Source organism: Sphingomonas donggukensis, assembly GCF_023674425.1.
In the GTDB taxonomy this organism is placed as follows: Bacteria; Pseudomonadota; Alphaproteobacteria; order Sphingomonadales; family Sphingomonadaceae; genus Sphingomonas; species Sphingomonas donggukensis.
This window is the reverse complement of record NZ_CP098401.1, coordinates 1761811-1779065: the sequence shown is the minus strand read 5'-3', so window position 1 is coordinate 1779065 and position 17255 is coordinate 1761811. Positions and strand designations below refer to the sequence as shown.

Here is a 17255-nt window from a genome sequence, read left to right as displayed (position 1 = left end):
CCGAGACGGTGCGAGCCTGTGGAGCGTTAAAGTGCGGCGCGCCGCTTTGGTTGCATCGCGGCGCGCCGGAAATGGTTAGGATGCTACGGAATCAGGCGGGCATCCGGCAGGTCGCGCATACCTTGTTCCCCGCCGGATCGCGCAGATAGGCGAGATAGAGCGAGCCGAACGCGTTCGAACGGATGCCGGGCGGATCCTCGATCGCGGTGCCCCCGGCGGCTAGGCCCGCGGCATGCCAGGCGTCCGCCGCCTCGGGCGTCGCTGCCGCGAAGCCGACCGTGCCGCCGTTGGCGTGACACGCCGGCTGGCCGTCGATCGGCTGCGACAGCATGAACACGCCGCCGTTCAGCATGTACGACACGCGGCCCTTGTCGTCGCTGCGACCGGGCTTGCCGCCGAGAGCGGTGATGGTGGCATCGTAGAATGCCTTGGACGCCGCCATATCGTTGGCGCCGAGCATGACGTGGCTGAACATCGGCCTCTCCTCCTCTTTCTTGGGGTCAGTAAACGACGACGCTGCGGATGCTTTCGCCGGCATGCATCAGGTCGAAACCCTTGTTGATCTCGTCGAGCGACAGGATGTGCGTAATCATCGGGTCGATCGCGATCTTGCCGTCCATATACCAGTCGACGATCTTCGGCACGTCGGTGCGCCCCTTCGCGCCCCCAAACGCGGTCCCGCGCCAGTTGCGGCCGGTCACCAGCTGGAACGGGCGGGTGGCGATTTCCTTGCCCGCTTCCGCCACGCCGATGACGATCGACGTGCCCCAGCCGCGGTGGCAGCATTCCAGCGCGGTGCGCATCACGTCGGTATTGCCGGTCGCATCGAAGCTATAGTCGGCGCCGCCGTCGGTCAGCGCGGCGACCGCGGCGATCATCTCCTCGCGTGACTTGCCCCGGGCATCGATGAAGTCGGTCATGCCGAACTGGCGGCCCCAGGCCTCGCGCTCGGGGTTCAGGTCGACGCCGACGATCCGCGACGCCCCCACCAGCCGCGCGCCCTGGATGACGTTCAGGCCGATGCCGCCCAGCCCGAAGACGACGACCGTCTCGCCCGCCTGCACCTTCGCCGTGTTGGTCACCGCGCCGACGCCGGTGGTTACGCCGCAACCGATGTAGCAGCTGGTCTGGAACGGCGCATCGGTGCGGATCTTCGCAACCGCGATCTCGGGCAGGACCGTGAAGTTCGAGAAGGTCGAGCAGCCCATATAGTGGAAGATCGGCTGCCCCTTGTAGCTGAAGCGCGTCGTGCCGTCGGGCATCAGCCCTTTCCCCTGCGTCGCGCGGATCGCGGTGCACAGGTTGGTCTTGCCCGAAAGGCACGACTTACACTGGCGGCATTCGGGGGTGTAGAGCGGGATGACGTGGTCGCCGGGCACGACGCTCGTCACGCCCGCACCGACCTCGCGCACGATGCCCGCACCCTCATGGCCCAGCACGCTCGGGAACAGGCCCTCGCTGTCCAGGCCGTCCAGCGTGTAGGCGTCGGTGTGGCAGATGCCGGTCGCCATGATCTCGACCAGCACCTCGCCGGCCCTCGGCCCCTCCAGGTCGAGCTCGACGATCTCGAGCGGGCGTTTGGCTTCGAAGGCGACGGCGGCGCGGGTCTTCACGGGGGCGGCTCCTGAACTGGCGGACGGGACGTGTGGCGGGCTATAGGGGGCAATGGCCATCAACGTCACCTACCGAAGCTACCTGCGGCTGCCCGAATTGCTGGCGCTGCAAACCCCGCTGACCGACGCGCATGACGAGCTTCTGTTCATCAGCATCCACCAGGCGTCGGAAATCTGGCTGAAACTGAGCCTGCACGAACTGCGCGCGGCGCGGGCGGCGGTGATCGCCGACACGCTGCCCCCGGCGTTCAAGATGATGAGCCGGGTGGCGCGCATCCAGACCCAGCTGATCCAGTCGTGGGAAGTGCTCGCGACGATGACGCCCGCCGATTACACCGCGATGCGCGGGCGGCTCGGCACGTCGAGCGGGTTCCAGTCGGACCAGTATCGCCTCGTCGAATTCCTGTTGGGCGCGAAGCGGGTGGACATGGTCGACATCCACGCCGGCGAGCCCGCGGTCGCCGATACGCTGCGCGACGAACTCCACCGCCCGAGCCTGTATGACGAGGCGCTGCGCCTGCTCGCGCGGCGCGGGTTCGCGATTCCCGGGGCAGTGACGGAGCGCGACTGGACGCAAGCCTATGACGCGTCGCCAGCGGTTGAGGCGGCTTGGGGCGCGGTCTATGCCGAACCGGATCGATACTGGGATTTGTACGAACTGGCCGAAAAGCTGGTCGACATCGAATATCACGTGCAGCTCTGGCGATTCGGGCATCTCAAGACGGTCGAACGGGTGATCGGCTTCAAGACCGGGACCGGGGGGACGGCGGGCGTCGCTTATCTGGCGAAAGTGCTCGACCAGGGGTTCTTCCCCGAGTTGCTGAGCGTGAGGACGGCGCTTTGACGCGGGATGAGGCGCGGGCGCTGGATGCCGCCGATCCGTTTGCGGCGCTGAAGGCGCGGTTCGCGGTGCCCGAGGGTGTGCTCTACCTCGACGGCAATTCGCTGGGCGTGCTGCCGCGCGATACGTCGGCGCGGGTCGCGGACACGGTGGCCCGCGAGTGGGGCGAGGGGCTGATCCGCAGCTGGAACGACGCCGGCTGGATCGACGCGCCGATGCGGGTCGGAGCGAAAATCGCGCCGCTGATCGGGGCGCAGCCGCACGAAGTCGTCGTCGCCGATTCAACCTCGGTCAACCTGCACAAGCTGCTGGTCGCGGCGCTGGGCGCGCAGGGCGGGCGGCGGGTGATCCTGACCGAGCCGGGCAATTTCCCGACCGACCTGTATATCGCGCAGGGGATCGCCGCGACGCTGCCGGGCGTGGAAGTGCGGACGGTGGCGCGCGAGCGCATTGCCGAGGCGATCGACGAGCGCGTCGCGGTGGTGATGCTGACCCACGTCCACTACCGCACCGCCGCGATGTTCGACATGGCCGCGGTAACCCAGGCGGCGCACGCGGCGGGTGCGCTGATGCTGTGGGACCTGTCGCACAGCGCCGGCGCAGTGCCGGTCGACCTGAACGGCGCGGGCGCCGACCTGGCGGTCGGGTGCGGGTATAAATATCTGAACGGCGGCCCCGGTGCGCCGGCGTATCTGTTCGTCGCGGAGCGGCATCAGGCGCGGTTGGCCTCCCCGCTGACGGGGTGGATGGGGCATGCGACGCCGTTCGATTTCGGCGATGATTATGCAGCCGGCGCCGGCATGAAGCGTTGGCTGGCGGGCACCCCGCCGATCCTGGCGCTCGCGGCGCTTGAGGCCGGGCTGGCGGCGTTCGATGGGGTCGATCTGGCGGCGCTCTATGCGAAGGGGCGGGCGCTCGCCGAGCTGTTCGTGGCGGAGGTCGGCTCGCGGTGCCCGGACCTCGCACTGGCCTCGCCGACCGATCCGGCGGCGCGCGGCAGTCACGTCAGCTTCGCGCATGCCGATGGATACCCGGTGATGGCGTCGCTGATCGCGCGCGGCGTGATCGGCGACTTCCGCGGACCCGACCTGCTGCGCTTCGGCTTCACCCCGCTGTACCTCGGGTTCGAGGACGTGTGGCGGGCGGCGGAGATTTTGGGCGAGGTGCTGGCGAGCGGGGCGTGGGACGTCGCACGGTACCGCGCGCGGGGGGCGGTGACCTAAGCGCCCTGCGCAGTGTGTGGTCCACCACCCCGTTCGTCCTGAGCGCAGTCGAAGGACGTGTCGCACGCGCTGCGTTCTTGGCATGTGCTTCGACTGTGCTCAGCACGAACGGGTGGAGGGAATAGCGCGCCAGATTACCCCGTTCGTTTCGAGCGAAGTCGAGAAACCGCTCCGGGAGCGCCCGTAGCCGTTTCTCGACTTCGCTCGAAACGAACGGAGGAGGGAACCACGTTTTCCCGTTCCAGCGCCTACGCCAGTTCCTCGTCTGCGAACGTCTCGGTGTCGATCTGCGCCTGCATCGCTGCCGGATAGCGGGCGCCGCGGATCGCGTCTTTCGCGCAGATCGCGTCGATGCGCGCCGCCACCTCGGGCGTGATCGCGACCGACGCCGCGCCCAGATCCTCGTCCAGATGCGCGATGCTGCGGGTGCCGGGGATCGGCACGACATGGTCGCCGCGCGACAGCAGCCACGCCATCGACAATTGCGCGGGCGTGCAGCCGACCTCCCGCGCCAGTGCGTCGAACGCCGTCACTGCGATCAGGTTGTGGCGCAGATTCTCCCCCGTGAAACGCGGCATCGACGCGCGCAGGTCGGTCGCGCCGTAATCGTCGCTCCGCACCGCGCCCGCCAGCAACCCGCGCGCGACGGGTGAGAAGGCGACGAAACCGATGCCGAGCTCGCGGCACGTGTCGAGCACCGCGATCTCGGGATTGCGCACCACGCACGAATACTCGCTCTGCACCGCGGCGATGGGGTGGACGGCATGTGCGCGGCGGATTGTGGCGGCGGACATTTCGGAAAGGCCGATCGCGCCGATCTTTCCCGCCTCGACCGCGCGGGCAAGCGCGCCAACTGACTCCTCGATCGGCACGTCGCGATCGAGACGATGGAGATAATAGAGGTCGATATGCTCGGTGCCGAGGCGCTTGAGCGACCCCTCCAGCGTTGTCGCGATCGCGGCGGGCGACCCGTCCAGGCTGCGCTTGCCGTCGCGGATGTCGAGCACGCATTTGCTCGCCAGCGTGAACTCGCCGCGCCGGTGGCCGAGAGTCGCGCCGACCAACCGCTCGCTTTCCCCCATCCCGTAGAGCGCGGCAGTGTCGAAGAAGGTCACCCCGGTGTCGAGCGCATGCGTCAACAGCGCCGCGCCATCCTCGCGGCTCGGCGGTTTCCCGTAGGCATGGTTGAGGTTCATGCAGCCGAGCCCGATCGCCGACACCGCGAACGGTCCGATCTTGCGGGTGGGGAGGGCGGCGGCGCTCACAGGAAATTGTAGAGCAGGGTGACGTTCAACGCGATCACGACCGCGCAGATCGCCCATGCCGCGTACTTCAGCCAGCCGCGGTTGGCGTGGTCGCCCATCTTCGCCGGATCGCTGGTGAAGCGCACCAGCGGGACCATCGCGAAGGGGAGTTGCAGGCTGAGCACGACCTGGCTGAGCACCAGCAGCTTCGCGGTGCCGCTCTCGCCGTACAGCCCGGCGACGATCGCGGCGGGGACGATCGCGATCAGCCGCGTCACCATCCGCCGCAGCCACATCGGCAACCGCAGGTTCAGGAACCCCTCCATCACGATTTGCCCGGCAAGCGTGCCGGTGATCGTCGAATTCTGACCCGACGCCAGCAGCGCGATAGCGAATACCGTGCTGGCGATACCGGCGCCCAGCATCGGCGTCAGCAGGTGATAGGCGTCCTGGATCTCGGCGACGTCGGTACGCCCGGCGGTGTGGAAGGTGGCGGCGGCGAGGATCAGGATCGATCCGTTGATGAACAGCGCCAGCATCAGCGCGACCGAGGAATCGATCGTCGCCATCTTCAGCGCGTCGCGCTTGCCCGCGGGTGACGGATCGAACGCGCGGGTCTGCACTATCGAGGAATGGAGGTAGAGGTTGTGCGGCATCACGGTCGCGCCGAGGATACCGATCGCGATGTAGAGCATCCCCGGGTTGGTCACGATCTCGGTGCGCGGGATCAGCCCGTCGGCGATCGCGGCGAGGCTTGGTTGAGCGTACGCCAGCTCGATCGCGAAGCAGCCGGCGATGACGATCAGCAGCGCGACGATGAACGCCTCCAGCTTGCGGAAACCATAGCGTTGCAGCCCGAGGATCAGCAGCACGTCGATCGCGGTGATGACGATGCCGAGCACTAGCGGGATGCCGAACAGCAGTTGCAGGGCGATGGCGGTGCCGATCACTTCGGCCAGGTCGCACGCGACGATGGCGAGTTCGCAGAGCACCCACAGCGCGAGGTTTACCGGCCGCGAATAGGTCGCGCGGCACGCCTGCGCCAGGTCAAGGCCGCCGATGATGCCTAGCTTCGCCGACAGTGCCTGCAACACCATCGCCATCAGGTTCGACAGCAGGATGACCGACAGCAATGTGTAGCCGAATGCAGATCCGCCGGCGATGTCGGTCGCCCAGTTGCCGGGGTCCATATAGCCGACCGCAACCAGATAGCCCGGCCCCATGAACGCGCCCAGCCGCCGCCAGAACGGGCCGCCCATCGCCGGCACCGCGACGCTGCGATGCACTTCGGCCAGGCTCGCGCGCGGATCGGCGGTGGTTTCGGCGGCCAGCGGCGGCGGCATGTCGGCGTCTCTCCTGTTGCGGTGGCGCATAGACTAAGGGCGGTTCGCTCGGGGAGCAAACCGCCCTTGGGCTTAAGTATCGATGACGGCGCGGATCAGCCGCTGGCGGCGCTGGTCCGGATCGTGCCGTTTACGCCCGACGGGAAGAACCCACCGCCGGTCGCCGCGGCCTTGTTGAGGTACACGATGTTCAGCACCTGCCCGGCCGACCGGCTGTAGGCGACGCTGCTACCGTCGGTCGGCACGATGTTCGACTTGAGCGATGCGCCCGAACCGCTGGGGGCGACGCCCTGGTCGAGGTCGGAGCCGCCGTCGAGGCTGTCGCGCGCGTTCGAGATGCTCTCGGTCGCGGAGATGAGCGACGGCGTGGTCAGCCCCTTGCGGTACAGCACGGTGCGCACCAGCCCAGCGTGATACGCCTCCGCCGCCAGGATACCCGCGGCAGCCTCGAGGAAGGTCTTGTTGGTGATGAGCACCGACGCGCCCTTGTAGGCGGTGACGCCCACGTCCTCGAAGATGAACGCGCCGAGCAGGAAATTCTCGTCGCTGGCATAGGGGTTGAAGCTGTCGGTGCTCGCGGTGATGAGCCCCGCCGCACGCGCCGCGTTCGAGAAGGCCGAGGTCGGCGACACGCTGATGTCGATCGCCGGCTGGGCGACCGCAGAGCTGCCCAGCGCCGAGCGAAGGAACGCGACGTGCGCGATTTCGTCCCGGGCGATCTCACGAGCGTAATTGGCGACCAGCGGATCGCTGAAGGGCACGCGCGACCCGCCGGCGACCGGCCCCTGCGCACCGGTGCCCGTCAGCAGATTGCTGTTCAGGCCGACGCCGAACGCCGCGTAGCTGTAGAATTGCGCCTCGAGATATTCGAGGTTCAGCGCAAAGTTCAGCACATCGGCATCGGTGGTCGCCGAGGACGTCGGGCTAGGCGTGGGGGTCGGGAAAGGCGCCGGCGTCGGATAGGTTTTGTCGCAGGCGGCAAGCAGGCCAGCGCCAGCCACGGCGGCGGTGGCGCCACCTGCTGCGCGCAGGAAACTGCGGCGTTCGTCGCGGCGCTTGTCGCACGCCGCCAGGATTTCATTGATCTGATGCTGTTCCATTATGGTCAGCTCCCTGATTGAGTTGGCGGTACGCGTCAGTTTGCGGCGCTGGTCTTGATCGTGCCGTTGACACCGGCGGGGAAGAACCCGCCCATCGTCACCTGAGCGCGGTTCAGGTACACAATGTTGAGTACCTGGCCGGTCGTGCGGCTGTACGCGATGCCATTGGTATCGAGCGGGACGATGTTGCTCGCCGGGCTGCCGCTGGGATCGGAGACGTTGGCGACGCCCTGATCGAGGTCGGTCGTACCGTCGAGGCTGTCGCGCGCGCCCGAGATCGCCTCGGTCGCCTCGACCAGCATCAGCGCCGGCGTCGTCAGCCCCTTGGCATACAGCGTCGTGCGGACGATCGCGGCGTGATAGGCCTCGACCGCCAGGATGCCAGCGGCGGCCTCCAGGAAGGTCTTGTTGGTGATGAGCGGCGATGCGCCCTTGTACGCGGTTACGCCCACATCCTCGAAGATGAAGGCACCGAGAAGAAAATTCTCGTCCGTAGTGTAGGGGTTGAAGGTCGCCCCGGCGCCGATCAGGCCGGCGGCACGCGCGGCGTTCGAAAACGCGCTGGTCGGCGTGGCCGAGATGTCGATCGAAGGCTGCGCGACGAAAGCGGTGCCGAGTGCCGACCGCAGGAAATCGACGTGCGCCTTTTCGTCGTCGGCGATCTCGCGGGCATAGGCCCGAACCGCCGGGTCGGTGAAGGGCACGGCCCCTGCGCCGGTGGTGATCAGCGGACCCGCGGCCCCACTGCCGCCCGACGTGCTCGAGCTCGGCAATGCCGTGCCGTAAGACGCATAATAATAGAACTGCGCCTCGAGATATTCGAGGTTCAGCGCGAAGTTGAGGACGTCGGCATCGGTAGGCGCAGTCTGCGCCTGCAACGCGGTCATCCCACCGCCGAGCGCGACGGCGGTACCGCCCGCAAACATCGCAGCACCCCCGAGAGCCCGGAAGAATTCACGTCGCTCCTCGCGACGCTGTACGCGCGCATCCAGCGCCTCGATCAGTTCGACATCTTCGGCCATCAGGGTTCCTCCCTTTGTGATATCCGCCATTGAACGGCTGTTTATGGTCGCCGTTCCAGCGACTTATTTTTGTGTCCGTTGGCGCACACAGTGCATCCAAACAGCCGATTTCGTCGGAGGTACTGCAAAACATTAGAGGGGGGCCGGTGTGCAGAGCTTGGTCACGACACTTGCGTTCGATCGCGTTGCGTTACAGCGCAACATCCTGACCGCCAGCCTTGGTGCGGCAGATGCGGCGATGCTCGCCCCGTACCTGTGCCGCGTGTCGGTGTCGGGCGGGATGCGGCTGCCGGGCGGCGGCGTCGATGCGCAGGTCTGGTTCCCCGAAACGCTTGTGGCCTCGATCTGCGAGACGCTGGCCGACGGCACGCAGGTCGACGTCGGCGTGGTCGGATCGGAGGGCATGATCGGCTGGCCCGTCCTGTTGTCGGACGAGCGGGTGGTGCACGGATCGGTCGCGCGGCTGGACGGCGGCACCGCGCTGACGATGGCCGCCGACGCGCTGGTCGATCTGTGCGACCGGCGCCCCAGCCTCCGCGCCTCGCTGCTGCGGTTCGTGCAGAGCTACACCGTGCAGCTGGCGCAGACCGTCGCCTCCAGCCTGCGCGACGGCATCGACGCGCGGCTCGCGCGGCTGCTGCTGATGCTGCACGACCGCATCGCCGGCGACGATCTGGCGGTCACGCATATCGAGCTGTCGGCGGCGCTGAACGTCCGACGCGCTAGCGTCACCGACTGGCTGCACATTCTGGAGGGCGACCGCATCGTCCGCTGCACGCGCGGCCGCATCGTCGTCCGCGACCGCGTGGGCCTGCGCGCGATCGCCGGCGCGAGCTATGGCGGCGCGGAAGCGAGCTACAGCCGCCTGATCGGTCCGTTCGGGAAGGGCTAAAGCCGTCGTCGAAGCGTCCCGGGGCGGGATGATCGTAACGGCTGAGTAACTATGCCCCTTGCGGCTCGTCGTGAGTTTGTGTCACTTCGCCGCCGGGGGGACTCGGTTCGTCGGCGTCCTGGCATTTCGAAAAAGGTGGCATGGTGCGGCGGAAGTCGGGGCGGTGCGTCGGGACGCGGTTCCGATGCTGACGGGGGATCTTTCGACTCTGCGCTTCGACACCGCGGGGCTGGACGAGGGCGACCGTCGCGGCGCGTATCTCGACCGGCTCGACGGTATTCTCGAGACGACGTTCCTCAGCGACCGGTTTTCGGCGCGGATGGACGCGTTCCAGCTCGGCGCGCTGAGCGTGCTGACGCTCGACGCATCGCCACGCCGCTCGCGTCGGACAGCGACCCGCATCGCGCACGATCGCTACGATTCCATCGGCGTTCAGTACATCGTTGCGGGTGTCGCGCAGGGTGACGCCGGCGGACGCGTGGTCGACAGCACGCCCGGCACCATCCTGCTGCTGGATTACGGCCAGCCCTTCGACATCGCCGACCGGACCGCGCGAAACGTCGTCAACGTCGCCGTGCCGCGGGCAATGGTGCCGGCGGTCGCGGGTGGTGTCGGCGAATTGCACGGGCGCGTCTTGGAGTCGACGACCGCGCACGCGCTCGTCGCGCTGATGGCGACCTTCCCGGCAGCCCTGGAAACCCTGCCGGGAGCGGCGGGGCCGATGCTGGCGCGGGTGTTCCTCGAACTGCTGGCAATCGCGCTCGAATGCTATCCGGACGACCGCGGCGACACCGTCAGCGCGCGCGACCGGGTGACGATCACCCAGGCGGAACGGCTGGTCGATGGGCGGCTGGGCTCCGCGGAGCTCGGTCCCGCGTGGCTGACCGCGAAGCTCGGGATGTCGCGGTCCGAACTCTATTCGATCATGGAGCGGTTCGGCGGGGTGTCGCGCTTCATCGCCAGCCGGCGGCTGCGCGGCGCGCGTGTCGCGCTCGAAGCCGAAGGGGAAACGCGGCGCATCGGCGAGATCGCCTTTGCCTTCGGTTTTGCCAGCGAGGCGCATTTCGCCCGGTCGTTCCGCGCCGCTTACGGCATGACCGCCAGCGAAGCACGCCAAAGCGCGAAAGCGACGCGCGCGACCTATTCGGTGACGCCGCGCAGGCGCCGCACCGATTGATTATTGCCGCGACGCGAGCGGGTGCATTAGCTTTATTGTAAGAATTTGTCCGACTCCGGTCAAAGATTCCGGACGGTGGGACAAGCGTTAGCGCGCGACAAGCCGCTAAGAACCCCGGCAAGTGGGGTGAGGTGCCGGAATGTTCCGCGCCCGTCCTCCGCGAAATCAGCACAGGCGTTGCACGGATCGCGATCCGTCGGGCGGCGCGAGGGGGCATCGGTAATGTTGCACACGCGCCTGCGGTTCCGAGGGATCCGCCGATAGCATCGCCGGTCGTCGATCGACGCCGACCAGCCACTTTCCAGACTTTCAACAGACACGATTCCGGTGCGCCGGGACGAGCGGGGGACATGATATGACACTGGCAACCAGCTATACTTTCAGCGGCAAGGGCAATTGGTCGCTGGACGGTGCGCCCGGTACGGGCGGGACTTTCCAGGTCGAGGTTCCGACCGGATCCGCCGTTCAGAAGACGTTCCTGTACGTCACGTCCTACGGCAACGTCGCGCCGACATCGATCACGCTCGGCACGACGGTGCTGACGACCTTTGAATTTCTCGGCCAGATCCAGAGCAACGGGCTGCGCACCTACCGCGTCGACGTCACCGCGGTGGTCGCCTCGATCGTCGGCAGCGGCAGCGCCACGACGTTCGATATCCCGGTGCGCAATTCCGGTTCCGGCGGGGCCAACATCGACGGCTTCGCACTGACGACGGTTTATTCGAATCCCGCGGAGACCAGCCGCACGATCGTCTTCGCCGACGGCGCGGGCAATCCCGCCGGCGACCAGTTCGCGATCGGCTTCGCAAACGGCGTCGACAAGACGCTGCCCGGCTTCCAGGCGATCATGTCGGTCGGCATCGATTTCAGCTATCAGGGCGGGGGCTCGCAGCAGCAGTCGACGATCGACGTCAACGGTCGGCGCCTTACCTCGTCGGCCGGCGGATCGGATGACGGCGCCGATGCGAACGGTGCGCTCATCACCATCGGCGGTGTCGGCGATTCGATCGCCAATCCGGCCGATCCGAATGCGGGGACCACCGGAACGCGCTACGACGACGAGCTCTACGACCTGAGCGGCTTCCTGGCGCAGGGCGCGACGTCCGCGAACATCGTGACGCGCAATGCCAGCGGCGACGACAACATCTTCTTCGTCGGCCTTAATATCACCGCGGAAGCGACCGTGTCTGCGGGTTCGAACGTGGCCCCGACCGTCGACCTGAACGGCACCGCGACCGGCATCGACTTTGCCGCCGCCTATACCGAGGACGGCGCGGCTGCGGCGATCGCATCGGGCGCCGTGATCGCGGATGCCAACGAAGCCGGCGGCGACCGCGTCGTGTCGGTGACGGTGCGCATCGTCGGGACGCAGGCGGGCGACACGCTGTCGATCGCGGGTACCTTGCCGAGCGGGATCACCGCCTCGCAGCCGGTCGTACAGGGCGGCGACCTGGTGCTCGTTCTGTCGGGCGCGGCCACGGGTGCGGCCTATTCGACCGCGATCAACCAGGTCCGCTACGGCACCACCAGCGACACACCGACGGCGACCACAGCCACCCGCACGATTACCGTGGTCGCCAACGACGGTGAGGCGAACAGCGCGGTCGCGACCACGACCCTGACGATCACGCCGCACGACGACACGCCCGCCATCGCCGACACCGCGACCACGGACGAGACCTCGGCGGTCACCGGCAACGTGCTCGCCAACGATACCGATCCGGACGGCGGCCCTGCCGCGACCGTGACCGCGGTCAACGGGTCGACCGCTGGCGTCGGCACCCAGGTGACGCTCGCGTCCGGCGCGCTGCTGACGCTGAATGCCGACGGCAGCTACAGCTACGATCCCAACGGCAAGTTCGAGTATCTGGCGCTGGTCGGCTCGTCGCCCGATGCGGTGACGAAGGCGACCGACAGCTTCACCTACACCAACAGCGGCGGCGTCACCGCCACCGTGACGATCACGGTGAACGGGGTCGACAACAAGGACGTGATCACGATCACCAGCGCCACGCCCCAGACGATCGCGACCGGCATCGACGACGACGTCGTCAATGCATCGGGCAGCGGCGCGTACACGGTCGACGCCGGCAGCGGCAACGACCGCGTCACCACCGGCAGCGGCAACGACCATGTCGACGGCGGGGAGGGCGACGACGAGATCGAGACCGGTGCCGGCAACGACGTCGTGCTGGCCGGTGGCGGCAACGACATCGTCCACGGCGGCGCCGGCGCGGGCGACGACTTCTACGACGGCCAGTCCGGCACCGACACGCTGGTATACCCGTCGACGTCGCAGGGCGTGTACGTCGACATGAATCTCGACAATCGCGCTTCGAATGCGGCAATCGCTGCGATTCTTACGAATGCCGGATTGCCCACCGACACGCTGGTGGGCTTCGCTACCGGTGTTGAGATCGGCACCGATGCCTTCCGGAATTTCGAGAATGTCACCGGCGGTTCTGGTGATGATCGTATCTTCGGCAACGCCGACGTGAACGTCATCAACGGCGGCAACGGCGCGGACTTCATCTCGGGTGGTGGTGGAAACGACGTGCTCGATGGGGGTGCTGGCTTCGACACCCTCTACTATGGCAACGTGACCAATGCGGTTCAGGTCAACCTTGTTTCGGGTCAGGTGAATGCCGGCGTTCAGGGCGGCGTCGACACGATTGCGAACTTCGAGAATTTTGCGCTCGGTTCGGGCGACGATCAGTTCATCGGCGACGACAACGACAATGTCGTCGAAGGTGGAGGTGGCAACGATCAGATCGACGGCGGTGGCGGCTTCGATACCGTTATCTACGGCACGTCAATGGTGTCGGACGGCATGGCGCAGCAGGCGTTCGGAACGCTTCAGGTCAATGCGTCGGCGGCAGGTCTCGGGATCGACACACTCACGAATATCGAGCGGATCCAGTTCATCAGTCCTGCGGAAACCGTCAGCATCCAGGTCGTCGGCGGCAATGCGGTGGTTTACAGTCGCGCCGACACCGGTGGTGTGCAGCAACTCGGCACGCTGACGGTAGCGGCGGCGTCGGGCGTCCTCGCCAACGACATCAACCTCGACCAGGGTGCCGGCGACCAGAAAATGGTGAGCGCGATCGCGTTCAACGGCGTGGCCGGCAGCGTCGGTCAGCCGCTGGCCGGCAACAACGGCACGCTCACGATCCACGCCGACGGCAGCTACAACTATGTCGCGAACGCTGGCACGCGCGCGCTGCCGGCGGGCGTCACCGCGATCGACCAGTTCGTCTATACCGCCGACGACGGCGACCTGGGCGATTCGACCCCGACGACGCTGACCATCACCATTACCGGCACCAACGACGGCGCGTCGATCAGTGGCGTCTCGCGCGGGGACGTGACGGAGGATGTCGCGGTGACGGGGGGCAACCTGACCGCGACCGGCCAGCTGATCGCGACCGATCCCGACACAGGCGAATCGCAGTTCCAGGCGCGCACGGTGGCGGGGGGCAACGGCTATGGCAGCTTCACGCTCCAGGCGAACGGCACCTGGGTCTATACCGTCAACAACGCGCTGCCGGCGATCCAGGCGCTCGGCGCGGGCGATCAGTTGGCCGACGGGTTCATGGCGACCACGCTCGACGGGTCGGCCAGCATCCGCGTGAAGGTGACGATCACCGGCACCAACGATGCCGTGACGCTGACCGGGGGCACGCTCGCCACCATCGACGATACCGGCGCGACCGACAGCTTCGCCGCGGTCACCGGCCAGATCGACACCACCTCCGCCGCGACGGTCGGGGCGGGCATGGTCGGAAACCTCAGCGACGCCGATGTCGGCGACGTCTATACCTACAGCCTGACCGGCACGCCCGACACGACCTACGGCACGCTGACGCTCAACCCCGACGGAAGCTACAGCTTCGCGCCGAACGCCGCGGCCATCAACGCGCTCACCGCGCCGACTAGCGTCAGCTATACGGTCGCGGTCACCGACAATGCCGGATCGACCTCCACCGCCACGTTCACGGTCCAGATCAACGGCGTCAACGACACCGCGACGCTGACCGGATCGTTCGGCGCGACCGTGGTCGAGGATAATCCGAACAGCTTCGGCTTCCTGAAGGCGCTCGGCACGATCGTGACGAGCGACGTCGATGCCGGCCAGGCGCATACCGCGGTGCAGACGGGGGTGCAGGGCACCTACGGCACCTTCTCGATCAACGCCGACGGGGCGTGGCGCTATCTGGCGCCCAACGACCAGCCGTCGATCCAGGCGCTGGGCGCGGGTGAGGTCGCCTATGACAGCTTCACGGTGACGTCGCAGGACGGCAGCGCCAGCCAGGTCGTGACGATTCGGATAGAGGGCACCAATGATCGCCCGATGCTCCAGGGCGGATCGCTGGCGACGTATGACGACACCGCGGCCTATGACGATTTCCAGGACGTGTCGGGGCGGATCGATTCGATTGCGCATTCCGTCATGGTGCTGCGCGTCGCGCAGCCGCCGGTCGGCGACCTGACCGACGCGGATGCCAACGGCACATACACCTTCTCGCGCGCGGGATCGGCGAGCGAGAACGCGACCAACGACGCCTATGGAACGCTGACGGTCAACCCGGACGGCAGCTATACCTTCGCCCCGAACGACGCCGCGATCAACGCGCTGACGCAGGCGGTCACGCTCAGCTACACGATCATGGTCGATGACGGGTCGGGGGCGACCAACGCCACCAACACCGGCACGTTCACGATCACCCTGAACGGCGCCCAGGATACCGCGATCGTTGGCGGCGCCCTGACGGCTTCGGTGACCGAGGACGTCAACGTGGTGACGCGTCCGAACGACATGCACGTCATCCGCGTGTCGGGCACGCTGACGGTGACCGATGCCGACACGGGCGAATCCTCGTTCCAGGCGCAGGACATCACCGGAACCTACGGCTCGCTCGTGGTGCGCACGGACGGCCTGTACACCTATGTTGTCGACAACGACGCCCGCGCGGTGCAGGAAATCGCGGTCGGCGACAGCCGCAGCGAAAGCTTCACCGTCCGCACCGCCGACGGCACTGCACAGGTCGTGACCTTCACGATCAACGGCACCAACGACGCCCCCATCGTCAACGGATCGCAGCTGTTCGACAGCGCGACCGGCAACGGCAGCATCGCCACCGCGATCAGCCTCGACGGACTGTTCGCCAAGGGGCTGGACGCGCAGGTGATCGGCGCGGCGACGGTACCGTTCGTCACGATCCGCGGCACCGCGACCGCCGACGTCATCGACCACTACAGCTTCACCGTCGGTGCCGGCGGCAGCGCGGTCACGATCGATGTCGACAATCCGCGCAATGGCGAATTCGGCGTCGATACCACGATCGTGATCTATGACGCGCAGGGCAATGTCGTCGCGCGCAACGACGACAACGGCTCGGATCCGCTCGAGACCTACAGCCTGGCCAGCATGATCCAGGTCGTGCTGCCCGCGGGCACCTACACCGTCGCGATCGACCGGTTCCCCGGCCTCGGCAACGACAGCCCCGCCAATCCGCTGACAGCCGGGACGACCTTCGACATGCATGTCTCGGTCGCCAATCCCGCCTTCCCGGCAGGCGGCGCGCGTATCGTCCAGGCCGTGACCGAAAGCGATGCGCCGATCGCGGTCATCGGGTCGCTGAAGGTCACCGACGACGTCGGCGACACCTTCGGCTTCAGCCATACGGCAGGCGAGGGCACCGTCGTCGGCAACGGGGTGGTGCTCACCTCGACGCAGATCGACGCGCTCGTCGCGGGCTTCTCGATCGATCCGGTGACGGGCGTGTACAGCTTCACGGCGGAGGCGCTCGACTTCCTCGATCCGGGGCAGAGCGTCGATGCGACCTTCAACGTGCGCATCACCGACACCCATGATGCCGTGACGGTCGAGGCGGTGACGATCCACATCGACGGCACGCTGGAGGCCGGGCCGGCGGGCACGCCTAACGACGACAACCTCCAGGGCGGGCTGTTCGGCGACCTCATCTTCGGCGGGACCGGCGACGACTTCATCTTCGGACGCAACGGCAACGACGTGATCCACGGCGGCGACGGCGACGACAACCTTGCCGGCGGCACCGGCAACGATACGCTCTATGGCGAGGGTGACGACGACACGCTGTCGGGCGGCACCGGCAACGACGTGCTGCACGGTGGCATGGGCAGCAACATCGTCGACGGCGGATCGGGCACCGATACCGGCGTGCTGGAGGGCAATTACAACGACTATACGATCACGCGCGGCGCCGGCAGCAACGTCACCTTCGCCAACGCGAACGGGATGGAGACCACCAGCTTCGTCAACGTCGAGCAGTTCCGCTTCGCCAACGGCGTCGTCCTGACGCTGGGTGCGAACGGGTCGGACATGTTCGACCTGTCGGGGGCGACCCAGCCGGTCACCCTATCGACGGGCGCCGGCCAGGATCTGCTGACCTACACCGGGGCGGCCCAGTCGAGCGGCACCGGATATGATAGCTTCCCCGACTTCGACTATGCCAGCGACGTGATCCGCATCGGCGGCACGCACGACAGCTATGCCAGCGTGTCGGGAGGCGCGCTCAACACCGCATCGTTCAACGACGACCTTGCGGCGTCGATCGGCGCGCAGCTGACAGGCGGAGCGGCGGTGTTCTTCACGCCCAACGCCGGCGACCTGTCGGGCAGCACGTTCCTGGTGGTCAATGCCAACGGCGTCGACGGGTACCAGCCGGGCCAGGACTATGTGTTCCACATGCCGGCCCCCCCGGCGGTGGTGCCGGACTTCCTGGTCGCACCGGTCCTTCCCTGATGGCGGTCTGCCG

General features: G+C 67.3%; 11 protein-coding genes. 5 read left to right on the top strand and 6 right to left on the bottom strand.

The window, feature by feature from the left end; genetic code table 11:
* Positions 1 to 91: 91 nt before the first annotated feature.
* Positions 92 to 475 carry a VOC family protein gene (locus M9980_RS08730; protein WP_250749366.1) on the bottom strand — a complete coding sequence of 128 codons (384 nt, stop codon included), beginning with the start codon at positions 473 to 475 and terminating at the stop codon, positions 92 to 94.
* Positions 476 to 500: 25 nt separating this feature from the next.
* Complete coding sequence (locus M9980_RS08725; protein ID WP_250749363.1) at positions 501 to 1613, bottom strand: S-(hydroxymethyl)glutathione dehydrogenase/class III alcohol dehydrogenase; 1113 nt, start codon at positions 1611 to 1613, stop codon at positions 501 to 503.
* A gap of 52 nt (positions 1614 to 1665) precedes the next feature.
* Here M9980_RS08725 and M9980_RS08720 point away from each other — a divergent pair, with 52 nt between their 5' ends.
* Entirely contained in the window at positions 1666 to 2457 is a 792-nt protein-coding gene (locus tag M9980_RS08720) for a tryptophan 2,3-dioxygenase (protein ID WP_250749360.1), read from the top strand.
* Positions 2454 to 3677: a kynureninase gene (gene kynU / locus M9980_RS08715; protein ID WP_250749358.1), complete on the top strand. Its 1224-nt coding sequence runs from the start codon at positions 2454 to 2456 to the stop codon at positions 3675 to 3677. Before M9980_RS08720 ends, kynU begins: the two co-directional genes overlap by 4 nt.
* 248 nt (positions 3678 to 3925) lie before the next feature.
* Here the strand turns inward: kynU and M9980_RS08710 are convergent, their stop codons facing one another.
* From M9980_RS08710 to M9980_RS08695, 4 genes are all read right to left on the bottom strand, one after another.
* Positions 3926 to 4873 carry an aldo/keto reductase gene (locus M9980_RS08710; protein ID WP_250754854.1) on the bottom strand — a complete coding sequence of 316 codons (948 nt, stop codon included), beginning with the start codon at positions 4871 to 4873 and terminating at the stop codon, positions 3926 to 3928.
* Between the two features lie 65 nt (positions 4874 to 4938).
* Positions 4939 to 6264, bottom strand: coding sequence for an Nramp family divalent metal transporter (locus M9980_RS08705; protein ID WP_250749356.1), 1326 nt, complete (start codon positions 6262 to 6264; stop codon positions 4939 to 4941).
* A 95-nt stretch (positions 6265 to 6359) separates the two neighbouring features.
* Positions 6360 to 7364, bottom strand: a complete 1005-nt coding sequence (locus tag M9980_RS08700; RefSeq protein WP_250749354.1) for a ferritin-like domain-containing protein — start codon at positions 7362 to 7364, stop codon at positions 6360 to 6362.
* Between the two features lie 35 nt (positions 7365 to 7399).
* Positions 7400 to 8386 carry a ferritin-like domain-containing protein gene (locus M9980_RS08695; RefSeq protein WP_250749351.1) on the bottom strand — a complete coding sequence of 329 codons (987 nt, stop codon included), beginning with the start codon at positions 8384 to 8386 and terminating at the stop codon, positions 7400 to 7402.
* Between the two features lie 148 nt (positions 8387 to 8534).
* Between M9980_RS08695 and M9980_RS08690 the strand changes: the two genes are divergently transcribed.
* The 3 genes from M9980_RS08690 (at position 8535) to M9980_RS08680 (ending at position 17242) form a co-directional block, all read left to right on the top strand.
* On the top strand, positions 8535 to 9278 hold the full coding sequence (locus tag M9980_RS08690) for a Crp/Fnr family transcriptional regulator (RefSeq protein WP_250749349.1): 744 nt from the start codon (positions 8535 to 8537) through the stop codon (positions 9276 to 9278).
* A gap of 163 nt (positions 9279 to 9441) precedes the next feature.
* On the top strand, positions 9442 to 10455 hold the full coding sequence (locus M9980_RS08685; RefSeq protein ID WP_250749346.1) for an AraC-like ligand-binding domain-containing protein: 1014 nt from the start codon (positions 9442 to 9444) through the stop codon (positions 10453 to 10455).
* Between the two features lie 355 nt (positions 10456 to 10810).
* Positions 10811 to 17242 carry a VCBS domain-containing protein gene (locus M9980_RS08680; RefSeq protein ID WP_250749343.1) on the top strand — a complete coding sequence of 2144 codons (6432 nt, stop codon included), beginning with the start codon at positions 10811 to 10813 and terminating at the stop codon, positions 17240 to 17242.
* The last annotated feature ends 13 nt before the right edge of the window (positions 17243 to 17255 follow it).

Coding starts and splice junctions, on each gene's coding strand:
- M9980_RS08730 (WP_250749366.1), bottom strand. CDS start 475: ATGTTCAGCCACGTCATGCTCGGCGCCAACGATATGGCGGCGTCCAAG.
- M9980_RS08720 (WP_250749360.1), top strand. CDS start 1,666: ATGGCCATCAACGTCACCTACCGAAGCTACCTGCGGCTGCCCGAATTG.
- M9980_RS08710 (WP_250754854.1), bottom strand. CDS start 4,873: ATGAACCTCAACCATGCCTACGGGAAACCGCCGAGCCGCGAGGATGGC.
- M9980_RS08705 (WP_250749356.1), bottom strand. CDS start 6,264: ATGCCGCCGCCGCTGGCCGCCGAAACCACCGCCGATCCGCGCGCGAGC.
- M9980_RS08700 (WP_250749354.1), bottom strand. CDS start 7,364: ATGGAACAGCATCAGATCAATGAAATCCTGGCGGCGTGCGACAAGCGC.
- M9980_RS08695 (WP_250749351.1), bottom strand. CDS start 8,386: ATGGCCGAAGATGTCGAACTGATCGAGGCGCTGGATGCGCGCGTACAG.
- M9980_RS08680 (WP_250749343.1), top strand. CDS start 10,811: ATGACACTGGCAACCAGCTATACTTTCAGCGGCAAGGGCAATTGGTCG.